Here is a 14,986-nt window from a genome sequence, read left to right as displayed (position 1 = left end):
TATCAACCAACATAAAAAATCAAGAATGATAAAAATGAAATTGTGGAGTATGAGCCTTCTGCTCTCATTATTTGCTTGCAGCCAAGAGGAAATACAACACATTGATGACAACGCAAAATCCCCCATTCAATTTACTTCAGTAGTAGAAGGCATTACTATTACTCGTGCCAACGGAGCAACATGGAGTAAAAACGACTCGATCGGTGTATATATGAAGAAAAATGGAGAGGCTCTTTCTGAAGCATCTTCTATAAATGGCGCCATTAACATACCTTACTCTACAGCAAATGGCGACGGATATTTCAGCTCCATAAAAGCAGATATCTATTATCCGGAAGATGAAAGCATGGTGGATTTTATTGCTTACTATCCACAACAGATTTTAGCTAATCCATATATCTATCCAATAGATATTACAAATCAAACTGACCTCGAAGCTATTGATCTTCTCTATTCTGATAACTTAACAAGTATCAGTAGTCGTCCAAACGCCTTAAATCTAGCTTTTACCCACCAACTTTCCCGTCTCATTTTCAATATAAAAAACACGAATAATAGCAATCTGGCTAACTTGAAATTGAAACTTTCAGGAGTCAGGACGAAAGCCTCTTTTGCTTTAGCAGATGCAACACTGACGCTAGATCAAACTTCTATTGGCACCATCCAAATGAATACAGCCATTACAAATGCTGCAGCAACCGCCCAAGCTATTCTGTTGCCGGAAAGTTCTATGAGCACCAAAATTACGTTGATTGTTGAATTGAATGGCAAGACGAAAGAATATACTCTTCCTTTGACTTCAATTGAGAAGGGAAAGCAATATTCGTATAACCTCAATCTAGCTAATGGAGGTGGAGAAGTGGATCCCGAAGCTTCTTACATCCGATGGACAGAAACTCCTCTAATCACGCAAAGCGAATTGAATGGCACAGATTTGGTTTATGTGAACCATTATATGCCCAATTCTATGACCGATCCGGTATCTAAAGGAAAGATGCGTAACTATAGTATGCTTTACAGCAAGAGCAGCCGAATTGCTTATTGGGTGGCTTATCCTCTTTTCCCTGCTTGCACTGGCAGTACGGGCCGAACCGATGATTGGGGGTATGATCCTGACATTGCTACGAGCTATCAGGCGAATCTTTCGAGTGGTTTCGGAGGAAACGGCTATGACCGTGGACATCAAATTCCCAGTGGCGACCGCACCTGCGACGTACCTACCAACCAAACAACTTTCTATTATAGCAACATGACCCCTCAAGTTGGGCAAGGGTTAAATCAATCAATTTGGGCGCAACTCGAAAATCAGGTACGTTCTTGGAGAAGTGATACCGACACGGTCTATGTAGTGACTGGTGCAATTCCTCCGAGCACCAATGTGCAATTTATGAAAGAAATGGCTGTACCATCTTACTATTTCAAAGCTTTGGCCCGAAGATTGAATGGTGTTTTCACTACCATAGCTTTTAAATTTGATAATAAGACTTATTCAGGCACCGCTTACATGAATCAAGCAATCTCGGTGCAGGAGTTAGAAGACCTAACAGGATTTACCTTCTTCCCCACAATCGATACGACCATTAAAGCAACACTCGATAAATCTAAATGGCAATAATTCTAAATGATATAATTATATAAAACAGCAAAAATGAAAATTAGAAATCTATTTTATTTTGTGGCCTTAGCTTCCACTCTTTTATCTAGTTGCACGAATGAAGATGACCACGATGGTAAGGACACCAAGCGTGCCGTTTCATTCAGTACAGCAATCGCTTCAACCCGTGCTACAGATACCGCATGGAGTGAAGGTGACAAGGTAGGTGTATTCATGGTTCCTCAAGGTGGTACATTGGACGCTGCTTTGGCATCAAACAAAAAGTACTCTGCTTCTACTACAGGCGAACTTACTTATGACACAGAAGATCAAGCAATCTATTTCCCATCAGATGGTACTAAAGTTGTTTTCGCAGCTTACTACCCTTACACCGCCACAATAACAAATAATAAAATAGATGTAGACTTAAAAGATCAAACTTCACAAGAAGCTATCGATCTATTGTACGTTCCAACGACAACAAGCGAATATAGCAACGCTTCAGACAAAGTAAGCCTGAATTTCAAACATCAATTAACCCACATGGTGTTCAATATTACAAAAGCATCGGGTGTAGATTTAAGTAACTTTGCGGTAAAACTGCAAGGTTTTGAAACTAAAGGTACATTCGACTTAGCCACTGGTACCCTAACTACCACTAGCGGAAACATTGCCACAGTGGCTTGTAAGCTAACGGACAAAGGTAACAATCAATTACAAGTAGAAGCAATCGCTTTGCCTGTTACTCAATTGGGAAATGATGCCACCGTTGAATTCACCATTGGTTCGCAGACATTTAAGCAAAGTTTAGCTGGGAGTGCACTTAATTCTGGCAGCAATTATACTTATACTGTAAATATATCAAATAGCAATGGCAACCCTGTGGTCGTTGTAGGTCAAGCTATAATCACCGACTGGATTACTGTTGCAGGTGACAATATTAATATTGACTTGGGCACTGGTACAACCGATCCAGACCCAACAACAGGCACAGAACAAACAATCTTCACTGAGACTTTTGGCTCAGTAGAAAAGAAAAGCAATGGATACTGGCCCGCAATTAATGAGTTTACCGGTTGGGACAACACCAGTTTCACTTTCACCGATAACTACTTAACAAGTAGCTACAGCAATGCAACCATTCGTTCAACCTCTACTATGGATAGCCATATATGGTTTGCTTCTGGCAAAGATGCAGGTTTGCAAATCTCTGGTTTCGATACAACTGGTTACACCAATCTGAAATTATCATATGCCATCACAGCAAATGCTTCTGGCAATCAGAGTGTAATTAAAGTAAAATGCGGTAACACAGAAATGACTGTTCCCGACTTAGCTATATCTACTGTGAATACTTACCAGACAGTAGAACTAAGTAGCCTACCTGAGAATATCACTTCCATAGAGTTCATTTCTTCTGCTAGTACAAATACAGCAGGTTATCGCGTTGATAATGTGAAGTTAGTAGGAGTAAAATAATTAGACCAATACTATCGAAGGGAAGGAAATTATGAGTTTTCTTCCCTTTTTTTTCAGCCAAGAAAGCAAATATCATCACATTTAATCAAGACCCTGCAATGGCTATCCTGAGACTAAATGAGCTATCAAAGTTTGACCGATACCCCAAAATGGCATGTTTACGACAAAGAGGCTGATTGCGAATAATTCGAGTGGCACATAGCGAGGCGTACATTGGCGAAGCTTACACGTGGCGGATAGGGTTCTGGCAGCTTGCCGTTGATGATTATCCCACACCAGCAGACCGTCGGCATAGAGCGAGAGGCTCAAAATGGCACGTAAAAAACCCACCGGTCGATGCGCAGCAATGGCGTAAAACCTCTCCAGCAGGCCGTCGTAGTTGTGCGTTTTCATAGCGAAGGCATCGTCGGGAGGAAAAAAATAATCTTCCAATCGATCAACCCTCATCTTCTCGTTGCCTCCTCCGTTTTCGGAGGGGGTATGGGGGAGGTTTATTTCTGTTTTGTTTGCTTTCCCTTTTGTTTTGTTTTCTTTTGTTTGTGGCATTTCTGTAGGCAATAACTGAGTTTCTGTATGCATTAACTCTGATGTCTTTACCACCTTTACTTCTTCAAGAGTACTTGCTGTAGGGCTTTTCACAGCTTCTTCAAGAGCTTTGATAGCCTCGGTAGTAGGTTTGTTCTCTTCTTGCTGTTGAGGACACTCTATCAGATTTAGTTCGGGCAATATCCGTGCAGAAGCTCTTCGGGCGCAGCAAGCTTTGTAGCGACATTGCACTCCGTTGGAAGTCAGCACGTGTTGAGCATTGTAAAGTCCGGCGTGAAAAAGTCCCACTTGCAGGCAAGAGTCCACAATGGTTTGTATCTGTTCCGGACTTTCGGTCCTCAAATCCTCGCAGATGTCGTAGCAAGTATCTTCATCCCAAGGCAGATAGTAGCCATTATCGTGATAAATTCTGCTATAAAGTTCGATGATGACGACTATTCCGAGAGCCCCATGCTTACGTTTGATGCGTCGCACTTTGATATCTCGCATAAAGTCCACGTCTAAGGGAAAATAATCTAATCCTCTTTTTTCAGGTCTTGCCATGACTATTAGTATCTTATTATTTACAAATCAGCTTCCTATAAGGTATCATATAACTTCAGCGTGGTGAATTAACTAGATCACCACGCTGAAGTAGTTAATTCACCACGCTGATCTAGTTAATTCACCGAACCCCTCTCACAAGGCCTGTAGGGGTAGGTCCATTATTTTTACATCCTTATTTAATTCAACGGCAAATTTACATATAATATATCCTTTGTCACCCTACACAGATGTCGGAAAATGCATCCTAGTAAGTTTGCTTGCTTACAGTAAATGCCTTAATCCAACAATGCTTCTGCAACAGCAGCCCTGTAGACTTCTATTTTGGTGCACTTATGTATTTTCTTTTTAAACTTCTTATCCATGTCAGGCAAAAGATATTCCCAAATGGTCTTCACCTTATTGAGCAATTGATCATTGCCTTGCAGATGAGACTCATAATAATCGAACAGCAGATGATGAAGAGCTCTCACTTTGCCCATCATTTCTTTTTGAGATAACTGAATGCCTTGTTGATATTCCAAAGCAAGAGCAGGATTGGTGAGTAATCCTCGACCAATCATTATCCCCGAAATGTTGGGGAAGCGGCTTGTTATCTTGTTTATATCTTCAAGGGTATTGATGCTACCATTGTAAATTAGCGGATGCTTGCATTCATTGTAAAAAGCCTCAAATGAGTCCAAGTCAGTCTCTCCTTTATATTGTTGCTCACCGATACGTGCATGGAGGGTTATTTGTTTCAAAAGAGAACTATTCAACAAGGGAAGCAAGGCGAGGCATTCTTTGGGATCTTCCCATCCCAGTCGCATCTTTACGGAAAACTGCATATCGGGAAACTCTTCCGTACATTGCAAAAGTTTTTCAACCTCCTCCGGATAGGGAAGAATACCCGAACCTTTATGTCGGCGAGCCAACATAGGAAAAGGGCAACCCATATTTAAGTTTGCCTCCGAATGTCCCTTTTGTTGGAATAGAGTGATCAGTTTGCGCATCTCATCGGGGGTAGAAGCGATTAATTGCGGTATTATATGGTGAACGGTATTGTTTTCTTGTTCAATATCCCGCAACTCTCTGGTGCGAAAACCTCCTTTTTCCACACGGACAAAAGGAGTATAATAAGTTTCTACACCACCAAAGACAGTTTCGTGAGCATTACGGTAAGGTGCGTCAGTAAAGCCCTGTAAAGGAGCAAAGTGAATGGGGAGTTTCTTTTCGTCTGGCATCTCTTTTTTATTTGCAAAGATAATGATATAAAAGAGTATTGCACACAGATATCATTTTTTGCATGAACTTTTTGTCATAACCTGATAGCAGAGCACCCTACCGTTTTCAACAGGTTGTTCAAGGTAGTCAATAGGTTTATAACCCCTTTTTAGATATATTTTAAATGCAGGAAGAGAAGAATCTAAATTGATGATATCGTATTTATCCGATATTATTTTTTCTAAAAAATCCATTATCTTAGAGCCATATCCTTTCCCTTGATAATTAGGCAATACAAAAACCCTACTTATATTTTCTTCATTTGCAGTACCTGTTCCTATGCAACTACCATCTTCCATGAGAATATACACATTTCCCGAGTGTATATCTTTCATTATGTTCTCCTGCTTATGGTGGTTAAGGAAAAAGTCTACTACTTCTTGAGGGTAGTAGTTTGGATATATTTCATTTATCGTTTTACGAACAATTTCCTGAACATCTTCCAAATCTTCTATCGTAGCTCTTCTTATCATATTACTTTAAATATATTATTGAGACATACAAAGATAATAATATCCTCGAATACTAAAAGGTGATTTTTTCAGTAAACAGAGCAAATATCTTTTAAATGAAGTAATGAACGAGTTTGTCAGTTAAACCGCCTAAATAATAAACTTTTCATCTTTTTATTTCATTCATTGAATACAAATACATGATTTTTATGTAATTTCGTTATACTTTTTGATTCATTGTTGAATTATAATAAAAAAATAGGGTTTATGATTAAGAAATTCTTTTTAGGTACACTGGCTTTCTTTGCGATATTTACTATCAGCGCAAAAGAAGCCAGGCTACTAAGGTTTCCCAATATTCATGGTGACAAGATCGTTTTTTCCTACGCAGGCGATCTTTATTCAGTGAATAAGCAAGGGGGAACCGCTCGTAGGTTAACATCGAATATTGGTTACGAGATGTTTCCACATTTTTCTCCCGATGGAAAGCAAATAGCCTTTACCGGCCAGTATGATGGAAACACGGAAGTGTTTGTGATACCTGCTGAAGGTGGAGAGCCTAAGCGACTAACGTTCAGTGCTACTCTTGGACGTGACGATCTTGGCGACAGAATGGGACCTAACAATATTGTAATGGACTGGACACGCGACGGTAAAAGTGTATTGTACCGTAGTCGTCAAAATACATTCAATGACTTTACCGGTCAGCTGCTGACTGTACCCACCGAAGGAGGCATTCCTACTGAGATTCCTCTGAAGAATGGAGGTTTTTCCACTTATTCACCAGACGGAAAACAATTGGCCTACAACTATGTATTCCGTGAATTCCGTACCTGGAAAAGATATCAGGGAGGTATGGCGGATGATATTCGTATCTTTGATTTCAAGACCAAAGAATCAAAGAAAATCACAGATAACGTAAGACAGGATGTCTTCCCTATGTGGAGCAGCAATGGAGATGAGATTTATTTCACCTCCGATCGCGATGACGTGATGAACCTTTATGTTTACCAGCTTTCTACAAAGCAAACCAAGCAACTGACCTTTTACAAGGATTACGACATCAAATTTCCATCTATAGGTGGCGATCAGATTGTGTACGAATGTGGCGGATACATCTATCTTTTCGACACAAAGAGTAAAACCTCTCAAAAGGTAACAGTGGAAGTCAATAACGATCAGGAATATTCCCGTCCGGAATGGAAGGATGTCAGTTCACAGATCACCTCCTACAGTGTAGCACCAAACGGAGAACGCGTGTTGCTTACCGCTCGTGGAGATGTATTCTCTCTTCCCGGAAAAGAAGGAATTACCTATAATATTACAAATTCATCGGGTGCAAATGATCAGAATGCGCTTTGGTCACCCGATGGCAAACAACTTTCTTACATATCCGATAAAGATGGAGAGTTTCGCATCTATGTGCGCAATGCTGTGACGGGTGAAGAAAAGACTCTCACTAAAGATGTCAAGACCTATATAATCGATTATTCATGGTCTCCAAACTCTCAGAAAATTCTTTGGTGCGATAAAAGGAATACACTTAATATTACCGACATTGCCACAGGAAAGACCACTTTGGTAGAGCAATCAGGAATAGATCTTATTGATGAGTTCAATTGGTCTCCTGACAGTCGCTATATAACCTATACACTTCCGGGGAAGGCCGCGAACAACATCCTTATTTACGATACAACGACTGGTGCAAAACATAAGGTTACCGATGATTGGTACAATTCGGGTAATCCAAACTTTAGCTCGGACGGAAACTATCTCGTGTTTCAATCGGCACGCACCTTCAATCCTACTTACGGACAGACTGAGTGGAACCATGTATACACCAACATGAGTAAAGTGTACATCCTTCCTATCAAAGCAAGCGCTAAGATTCCTTTTGCCTTGATAAACGATATCGTTGGTCAGGTAGATGAAACCAAACCCGAAACTCCTAAAAAAGAGGACAAAGAGAAGAAGAAAGACAAGAAGGCAGCAGAAAAGAAAGATGATACGATAAGCTACACCGCTCAAGATGCTGTTGAACTACCAATTCAGGCTAGTTACTATCGGGATATCCACATGGTGGGACAAAAAGTATACTACTCTCGCGGCAGTAGCACTTCAATGTATGATTTGGAGAAGAAAGCTGAAACAGATCTTGGTGCATATATCGTTTTTGGATACGGATATAAGAAGGCACTTGCCATTAAAGATCAAAAGATGCAGGTTATTGATGCTCCAACCGCCGCAGTCACTATCAGTGAGCCTATCAGTCTGACTGACGTAAAGAAATTGATAAATTATCACCAGGAGTGGATGCAGATTTACGACGAAAGTTGGAGACAAATGCGCGATTTCTTCTATGCACCAAATATGCACGGTGTGGATTGGAATGAGGTTCACGCAAAATACAGAGCGTTGATACCTTATGTAAACCACCGCACCGATCTTACTTATATTATTGGTGAGATGATTGGCGAGCTAAGTATTGGTCACTCTTACTCTCAAAATGGCGAGCACCCCACTCCTACCCGTATTCCAATGGGCATGCTTGGAGCAAATTTCACTAAAGATGCATCCGGATTCTTCCAGGTAGTGTCCATTACTGAAGGCGCCAACTGGGATAAGTCAACTCGTTCTCCACTTACCATGCCGGGAGTAAATGTTAAGAAAGGAGATTACATCATCGCAATCAATGGTCAGTCACTGAAAGAGGTAAAAGATCCTCATGAACTATTGATTGGGTTAGCAGATAAAACAACTGAACTAACAGTGAACAATGTTCCTTCTACGAAGGGTGCCCGTACAGTACTTGTAACTCCATTGGCAGATGTTTCCAAACTGAATTACTACAACTGGGTACAAGAAAATACCCGCAAAGTAAATGAAGCCACCAACGGGGAAGTAGGCTACATTCACATCCCTGACATGGGGGTTGAGGGACTAAATGAGTTTGCGAAGCATTACTACCCACAACTAATGAAAAAGGCCCTCATTATTGATGATCGCGGCAATGGTGGTGGAAACGTATCTCCTATGATTATAGAGAGGTTGATGCGTACTCCAACTTATTTCACCATGCACACCGGACAGAAAGAGGGATCGGTAAATCCGATTGGCACATTCATGGGACCAAAAGTATTGCTAGCCAATGAATATTCTGCTTCCGATGGCGACCTGTTTCCTTATCGGTTTAAATACAACAAGTTGGGAACGATAATTGGCAAGCGCACTTGGGGAGGCGTAGTAGGTTACAGTGGTACAGTACCTGTTGTAGACGGAGGTTCCATTGTGACTCCATCTTATGCACCTTATGCTGCTGACGGTAGTGGATTCATTATTGAAGGACATGGCGTAGAACCCAATATTGAACTGGAGAACGATCCGTACAAAGAGTATATGGGTGAAGATCAGCAATTAAACAAAGCCATAGAAGTTTCTTTGGACAAACTGAAAACCGAAAGACAGGAAATTCCAGCCATCCCGGCATTCCCTGATAAGAGCAAGAAAAATAAATAACATCAAATTTTAATTTTTAGAGCAGGCGATAATGGAGTAAATCTAACTATCGCCTGTTTTTTTTATTAATTCAGCTTTCTCTATCTATAATATGTAAGCGTACAATAAAGTTTAAGATGATCATCCAAACAAGAGTTCAGTCTAACTCACGGAGAAAGCGAACAAAAAGAAACATATATTTCTGTTTTATTCGAAAAAAAGTCAATCATTTGTTTGTTTTTAAATTCTTATTTCTATCTTTGTCACGCATAAGAAAATCTGAATAAGGTAATGTTCCCCTTTTCAATCAATATTGCAGAGTGTTATCTCCTTACATAAGAATTCTATGCAAAGTATTTACTATTGTTTATTTCTTTAAATTTTTTTTTAATGAACATTTTTATCGCAGGATTGAGCTATAACATTAGCGATTCCGACCTAGGGGAATTATTTGCAGAGTATGGAGAAGTTTCTTCAGCTAAAGTTATCACTGACAGAGAAACAGGCCGTTCTAAAGGATATGGTTTTGTTGAACTAGCAGACGAAGCAGCCGGAAACAAAGCTATCGAAGAATTGAACGGTGCAGAAATTGACGGAAAAGCTATTTCTGTTTCTGTAGCTCGCCCTAAAAGTGACGCTCCACGTCGTAGCAATGGCGGCGGCGGTGGTTACGGCGGTGGAAGCCGTGGCGGCAACGGTGGTGGTTACGGCGGTGGAAACCGTGGTGGCAGATATTAATCTGAAAAAACAGCCTACAATATATAACGTATAAATAAGGCTTCAACATTTAAAAGTTCCGCTTTTTCGCTTATTGTGAAAAAGTGGAACTTTTGTTTTTATCCCCTTTTATTGTTTCGTGAAAAGATCATCTTCTGCGGGAAGAATATAGAAAAACCCCGACTCTCACGAACCGGGGTTTCAACAAAACAAACAACTCAAAGGGGGCAATGCATCACCAATGCCCATTACATGTCTAGTTTAGTTTAGTTCAAAGGTTTTACTTCTTCACCTTTTTCATTCAGCAAAACCGTAATCTCTTCAGCATCCTTAACCAATACGATTTTGTAAATCTTCACTCCCTCTTTTTCAGACACAAACGCTTCTTTAATTGTTGCTTCAACATATGTTTTTGCAATAGTGTCTGTTATCAAAGCAGGAATCTCAGTTAGGGCTATCTTTACAAACTCTTCAGTTTGAGGAACTTGTGGACTTGTTACTACATTGTTAGTAACCAAAACACTTGCAATTGCAGCAGAGCTACCTAATCCCATAAACAATGCTACTACTAATAGAATCTTTTTCATAATCGTGTAGTTTAGTTTTGCAAGACTTTTAATTAAATACTAATCAATCGCTTACACCATATATATAGCAAAGTGCATGCCACAAGCTCATTAAAAAGATAATGCGCTATAAATAAGCGCATTATCTTTTTAATGAAAAATTAAGTAGTGTGGAATCAGTGTAGATTGTGTGGAATCAGTGGGTACTATATCCACACTTACCGCAGTTATTTACCTTTTATGATACTAACATAGCGAACCAAGGCTGCATTAAACCTCTTGCTGCTTCTCTTTTGCCAGTTGTTATCATAAACATCAACCGGTTCTACAGTCACTGGCAAATGCCGAAGAATAGAATCGGGAGCCGAACCGCTAACCAGCACAAAGGGCAGTTTAGAAAGCACGACACTATCATTTTTTACATTCAACGGACGAATGATTTGATTACTCTCGTAAACCAATTCGATGCGTAGCTCCTCGCTATCAATGTAGTAGAAAGGCAGATTTTGCGCTTTGGCAACTGTTCGTACTTCACGGATACTATGGCGATCACTGTTGATAAAAAGTTTGCTTGCAGGAATAAAACAGAGGCCTTCAACCAGAATCATCACACCAACAATGCAAAAGAAAGAAATCATGAATCTTTTCTCAGCTCTAAAGCTATAATAAAAGAGTGTAACAGCCAAGGTAAGACTAAGAATGGAGATAACGACAAACAACCACATAGACAAATCCCCCTTCTGAACAAAGAAGATGTATAAGCCTACGGGCAAAGCGCATAAGATAAGTAAAATGACAGACGCATTGATGCGATAAATCAGCTTTTCCTTGGCTTGCAAAACTCTGCTTGTAGCAAAATAAAATAGGCAAGTGCCAATATTTAGTGCACCGGGAATAAGTAACGGAAGCAGATAACGCGTTTTCTTCTCAGGAATGAGCGAAAGCAAAACAAGAGCTATTATTGTCCACATCACAGAGAATAAGTAGATCCTCTTTATTTTCAAATCGCTAAAACGAAGTTTCCAATAGGGCCAGATGAGTGAAGTAACCCAGAAGAGTGCCCAGATACCTGCTTCAGCAGGAAACTGCCAGTAATAGTACCACGGACGCACATTGTGGTTGATCCATGAAGAAGATTCTTTATTAGCTACATGCATTCCCCAGTCTCCATGAAAGAAATATATATAAGCCGGCCACCAAAGGCTAACAGCCAAAGTAACCAGAACCATACCAATAATAGGATACATTTTCCCTTTGAGCATGGGGCGATAAATAAAGAAATAAGCGATCAGGAACGGAAGCATCAGAGCGAAGAAAGAAACAGGACCTTTACTAAGAAAAGAGAGTCCCATAAACAAACCGGATAATAGAAATAATCCCCATTGAGGGCCTCTCCTGTCAAGGGCTTTAATGAGGTAATAAAGACCACCAAGCATGAAAGCGTGACAATAAATATCCCACGTAGCTGTTCGACCCATCATCACAACATTATAACATGTGGCAAGTACCAAAGCAGAAATAAGTGCTAAATTTTGGTTCTTGGTAAGTTCCACCACTAAGAGGTAGAGAAAGAAAACAAGAAGTGTGGCAGCCACTCCCGCTGCATAGCGTTGCATAGCCAGATTATCAGGAGCAACATGATCTATTGTGGCAGCAATCCATGTGGGTAGAGGTGGTTTCTCCAAACGAAGTTCTCCATTTAGCGTGGGAGTTAGATAGTTTCCTTGAGTTACCATCTCTTGAGCCGTAGCCAAGTTACGCGATTCCATCAGGTCCGCCGGAAGAAAACTGTTGTTTACAAAAAAAGAGAAAAAGCAAACGATAAGAATTGCCAGAGAATGCCTTACGTAGTTTATAGAGTCGACCATAACAGTTTTTTCTTTAAAATTCAGATTTTAGATGCGAGTATCCTTGGCATGTATATAAGCTTCATACCAAGCGACAAAAGAAGACAACCCTTTTTTTAAAGGGGTGTGAGGACTATATCCTGTCAATGCTATCAGTTTGGTGACATCTGCATACGTTGCTTTCACATCTCCGGCCTGCATGGGAAGCATGTGCAAACTCGCCTTTCTTCCAAGAGTTTCCTCCATAGTATGGATAAATAACATTAATGGAACAGGTTCAGAGTTACCGATGTTCAATATGCGACAATAAAGTTCTTCTCCTTCCTTACCGGGTATACAGGGAATCACTTCGAGTATTCCATCAACAATATCGTCAATGTAAGTAAAATCGCGCACCATCTCCCCGTTGTTGAATACATTGATTGTCTTGCCTGTTAAAATAGAATCAGCAAACAACATGGGAGACATATCGGGGCGCCCCCAAGGGCCATAGACGGTAAAGAAGCGCAATCCGGTAGTGGGTAAATGATAGAGGTGACTATAGGTATAAGCCATTAGCTCATCACTCCTTTTGGTTGCCGCATAAAGACTTACAGGAGAATCGGCAACATCGTCCTCGGAAAACGGAAGTTTATCATTCATTCCATAAACAGAAGAACTGGAAGCATAAACAAGATGCTTAATATGGTGATACCTGCAACTCTCAAGGATATTCAAGAAACCAACTATATTGGATTGGATGTATGTAGATGGGTTTTCGATGGAATAGCGCACACCTGCCTGAGCACCCAGATTGATAACCACATCGAATTGCTCGTCATCAAAAAGTTTGGTCAGCCTGTCCATATCTACAAGATCTATTTTCAGGAAAGTATAGTTGGCATATTCATCACTCTGTGCATACTCGTTATCGACTATCTTCTTTGCATCCACTCCACACTCTGACAGCCGAGCATACTTCAGGTCAATATCATAATACGTATTCAGGTTGTCAATCCCTACGACTTCCATTCCCTGAGTGGCAAGCTTCTTAACGACATGAAAACCTATAAATCCGGCAGCACCGGTAACTAAAACTTTCATTATATAAACAATTATTTCTTCTTCGATAAAAACATATTACGTATATAAGCTATGAATCCCGCAGATTGACCAAGTATCAACACAGGGTCTCTCCGGTAAATGCCATAAGCTATAATAATAGAGGAGCCAAACAAACTCAGCACCCAGAAAGTTATGGGGAAAGTCGATCTACCTTCCTTACGCGAATAAAACCATTGATAAACAAACCGAAAGGTAAAGATGATTTGTCCCATAGAACCAAAAATGAGCATCCACAAAGGGATATCTGCATTCTGGAATAAGCGGGGGCCATGTGTGTCCCATGTGAAAAACAGATAAACCACCACAGCTAACGGAGTAAACAATAGCAAATAGCGAAGAATGGAAGGCAAACTCATCCAGTGATTTTTCGTATTAAGGTTCCATATATAAATGTAATAGGAAATGAATTGCCCCAGAATAATGGCAAAATCATCGCGCAACCATCCGTAGATAAACAATAAATAAGAAGCTAAAATACTTATTTGCCAATAGCTGGTAGGTGAAACCACTTTTTTTGCTTTCTCCGAAAGGAACCACTGTATTATCAAGCGTACCGAAAACAGCCCTTGCGCCAAAAAACCGATACTATAGACTACGATATTATTCATTCTCTAGATTGTAGATTGCTTGAATCAATGGTATAATTAATATATCTCTTTTTCATCCAACGAAAAGCAAAGCAATCTTTGAACGGTCCCACAAGACGATTCCAAAGATGATATTTTGATTCCCCGGCTATGCGTTCAAAGTGACGAACAGGAATTTCTTTCACCCGACCGTTTTGCAATTGAATCAATGCAGGCAAAAAACGATGCATACCATTGAAAAGCGGAATGCGCTTGGCATAGCCAGTAGATATTATTTTCAGTGGACAACCGGTATCTGTGATGCCATCTCCCGTCATCATACGGCGAAAGCCATTCGCTATCTTCGACGACAGATTCTTCACAAAGCTATCTTTGCGGCCCATACGTATGCCCATCACCATTTCATAATCGTTCACATAGGGAATAAGAAGTTCGAAATCTTCAGGTGAAGTTTGCAAATCGGCATCAATATAGCCCACATAAATAGATTGAGCAACATCAATACCAGCCTTTAATGCAGCACTTAGACCTTGATTCTTGGAAAAAGAGATATAGGTAAAGCCCTTATTTCTTGAACAAATATCTTTTATCAGGGAAAGACTTTTATCGGAGGAGCAGTCGTTGACAAATAAAACGCATGCGCTTATAGACGCACTTTTAAGAAAAGCAGAAAGTTCTGCTTCGAGCCTTGGCATATTGTCTTCTTCATTATAGACAGGAACAATAATGCATAATTCAGACAAACTGGTTTGATTCATTTTGCAAATTTGCTTTAATGTATTAAAGTCGCAAA

General features: G+C 40.2%; 12 protein-coding genes. 4 read left to right on the top strand and 8 right to left on the bottom strand.

Annotation, left to right across the window (positions count from 1 at the left end; all coding sequences use genetic code 11):
* The first annotated feature begins 25 nt into the window (after positions 1-25).
* Together BQ5338_RS06505 and BQ5338_RS06500 are read left to right on the top strand one after the other, a co-directional pair.
* Positions 26-1,615 carry a BF2992 family fimbrillin-A clan protein gene (locus BQ5338_RS06505; protein ID WP_078063414.1) on the top strand — a complete coding sequence of 530 codons (1,590 nt, stop codon included), beginning with the start codon at positions 26-28 and terminating at the stop codon, positions 1,613-1,615.
* A gap of 33 nt (positions 1,616-1,648) precedes the next feature.
* On the top strand, positions 1,649-3,073 hold the full coding sequence (locus tag BQ5338_RS06500) for a fimbrillin family protein (RefSeq protein ID WP_071146040.1): 1,425 nt from the start codon (positions 1,649-1,651) through the stop codon (positions 3,071-3,073).
* Positions 3,074-3,175: 102 nt separating this feature from the next.
* Here BQ5338_RS06500 and BQ5338_RS06495 read toward each other — a convergent pair whose 3' ends face one another.
* The 3 genes from BQ5338_RS06495 to BQ5338_RS06485 form a co-directional block, all read right to left on the bottom strand.
* Entirely contained in the window at positions 3,176-4,162 is a 987-nt protein-coding gene (locus BQ5338_RS06495; protein ID WP_071146039.1) for a DUF4373 domain-containing protein, read from the bottom strand.
* A gap of 278 nt (positions 4,163-4,440) precedes the next feature.
* The gene (locus BQ5338_RS06490) at positions 4,441-5,385 is read right to left on the bottom strand and encodes a tRNA-dihydrouridine synthase family protein (RefSeq protein WP_071146038.1); all 945 of its coding nucleotides are present in this window, start codon (positions 5,383-5,385) and stop codon (positions 4,441-4,443) included.
* 51 nt (positions 5,386-5,436) lie between these two features.
* Positions 5,437-5,898, bottom strand: coding sequence for a GNAT family N-acetyltransferase (locus BQ5338_RS06485; RefSeq protein ID WP_071146037.1), 462 nt, complete (start codon positions 5,896-5,898; stop codon positions 5,437-5,439).
* Positions 5,899-6,144: 246 nt separating this feature from the next.
* Here BQ5338_RS06485 and BQ5338_RS06480 point away from each other — a divergent pair, with 246 nt between their 5' ends.
* Both BQ5338_RS06480 and BQ5338_RS06475 read left to right on the top strand, forming a co-directional pair.
* Complete coding sequence (locus BQ5338_RS06480) at positions 6,145-9,393, top strand: S41 family peptidase (RefSeq protein WP_071146036.1); 3,249 nt, start codon at positions 6,145-6,147, stop codon at positions 9,391-9,393.
* A gap of 369 nt (positions 9,394-9,762) precedes the next feature.
* Entirely contained in the window at positions 9,763-10,110 is a 348-nt protein-coding gene (locus tag BQ5338_RS06475; protein WP_071146035.1) for an RNA recognition motif domain-containing protein, read from the top strand.
* A gap of 245 nt (positions 10,111-10,355) precedes the next feature.
* Here the strand turns inward: BQ5338_RS06475 and BQ5338_RS06470 are convergent, their stop codons facing one another.
* The 5 genes from BQ5338_RS06470 to BQ5338_RS06450 all read right to left on the bottom strand — a co-directional run bounded on the left by BQ5338_RS06470 (position 10,356) and on the right by BQ5338_RS06450 (position 14,951).
* Positions 10,356-10,676 carry a hypothetical protein gene (locus tag BQ5338_RS06470; RefSeq protein ID WP_071146034.1) on the bottom strand — a complete coding sequence of 107 codons (321 nt, stop codon included), beginning with the start codon at positions 10,674-10,676 and terminating at the stop codon, positions 10,356-10,358.
* Positions 10,677-10,882: 206 nt separating this feature from the next.
* Positions 10,883-12,523: an ArnT family glycosyltransferase gene (locus BQ5338_RS06465; RefSeq protein WP_071146033.1), complete on the bottom strand. Its 1,641-nt coding sequence runs from the start codon at positions 12,521-12,523 to the stop codon at positions 10,883-10,885.
* A gap of 27 nt (positions 12,524-12,550) precedes the next feature.
* A complete protein-coding gene (locus tag BQ5338_RS06460) occupies positions 12,551-13,585 on the bottom strand; it encodes an NAD-dependent epimerase/dehydratase family protein (protein ID WP_071146032.1) in 1,035 nt (344 codons plus the stop codon).
* A gap of 11 nt (positions 13,586-13,596) precedes the next feature.
* On the bottom strand, positions 13,597-14,214 hold the full coding sequence (locus tag BQ5338_RS06455; protein ID WP_071146031.1) for a lipid-A-disaccharide synthase N-terminal domain-containing protein: 618 nt from the start codon (positions 14,212-14,214) through the stop codon (positions 13,597-13,599).
* Positions 14,211-14,951: a glycosyltransferase family 2 protein gene (locus tag BQ5338_RS06450; protein WP_071146030.1), complete on the bottom strand. Its 741-nt coding sequence runs from the start codon at positions 14,949-14,951 to the stop codon at positions 14,211-14,213. The genes BQ5338_RS06455 and BQ5338_RS06450 overlap by 4 nt, the downstream gene beginning before the upstream one ends.
* Positions 14,952-14,986: the final 35 nt, after the last annotated feature.

The sequence above is a fragment of the Bacteroides ihuae genome, assembly GCF_900104585.1.
In the GTDB taxonomy this organism is placed as follows: domain Bacteria; phylum Bacteroidota; class Bacteroidia; order Bacteroidales; family Bacteroidaceae; genus Bacteroides; species Bacteroides ihuae.
This window is presented reverse-complemented; position numbering and strand designations above follow the sequence as displayed.

Excerpts from the sequence above, each read along its gene's own strand:
- BQ5338_RS06505 (WP_078063414.1), top strand. The coding sequence starts at position 26 with ATGATAAAAATGAAATTGTGGAGTATGAGCCTTCTGCTCTCATTATTT.
- BQ5338_RS06480 (WP_071146036.1), top strand. The coding sequence starts at position 6,145 with ATGATTAAGAAATTCTTTTTAGGTACACTGGCTTTCTTTGCGATATTT.
- BQ5338_RS06475 (WP_071146035.1), top strand. The coding sequence starts at position 9,763 with ATGAACATTTTTATCGCAGGATTGAGCTATAACATTAGCGATTCCGAC.
- BQ5338_RS06450 (WP_071146030.1), bottom strand. The coding sequence starts at position 14,951 with ATGAATCAAACCAGTTTGTCTGAATTATGCATTATTGTTCCTGTCTAT.
- BQ5338_RS06455 (WP_071146031.1), bottom strand. The coding sequence starts at position 14,214 with ATGAATAATATCGTAGTCTATAGTATCGGTTTTTTGGCGCAAGGGCTG.
- BQ5338_RS06470 (WP_071146034.1), bottom strand. The coding sequence starts at position 10,676 with ATGAAAAAGATTCTATTAGTAGTAGCATTGTTTATGGGATTAGGTAGC.
- BQ5338_RS06490 (WP_071146038.1), bottom strand. The coding sequence starts at position 5,385 with ATGCCAGACGAAAAGAAACTCCCCATTCACTTTGCTCCTTTACAGGGC.
- BQ5338_RS06500 (WP_071146040.1), top strand. The coding sequence starts at position 1,649 with ATGAAAATTAGAAATCTATTTTATTTTGTGGCCTTAGCTTCCACTCTT.
- BQ5338_RS06460 (WP_071146032.1), bottom strand. The coding sequence starts at position 13,585 with ATGAAAGTTTTAGTTACCGGTGCTGCCGGATTTATAGGTTTTCATGTC.
- BQ5338_RS06465 (WP_071146033.1), bottom strand. The coding sequence starts at position 12,523 with ATGGTCGACTCTATAAACTACGTAAGGCATTCTCTGGCAATTCTTATC.
- BQ5338_RS06495 (WP_071146039.1), bottom strand. The coding sequence starts at position 4,162 with ATGGCAAGACCTGAAAAAAGAGGATTAGATTATTTTCCCTTAGACGTG.
- BQ5338_RS06485 (WP_071146037.1), bottom strand. The coding sequence starts at position 5,898 with ATGATAAGAAGAGCTACGATAGAAGATTTGGAAGATGTTCAGGAAATT.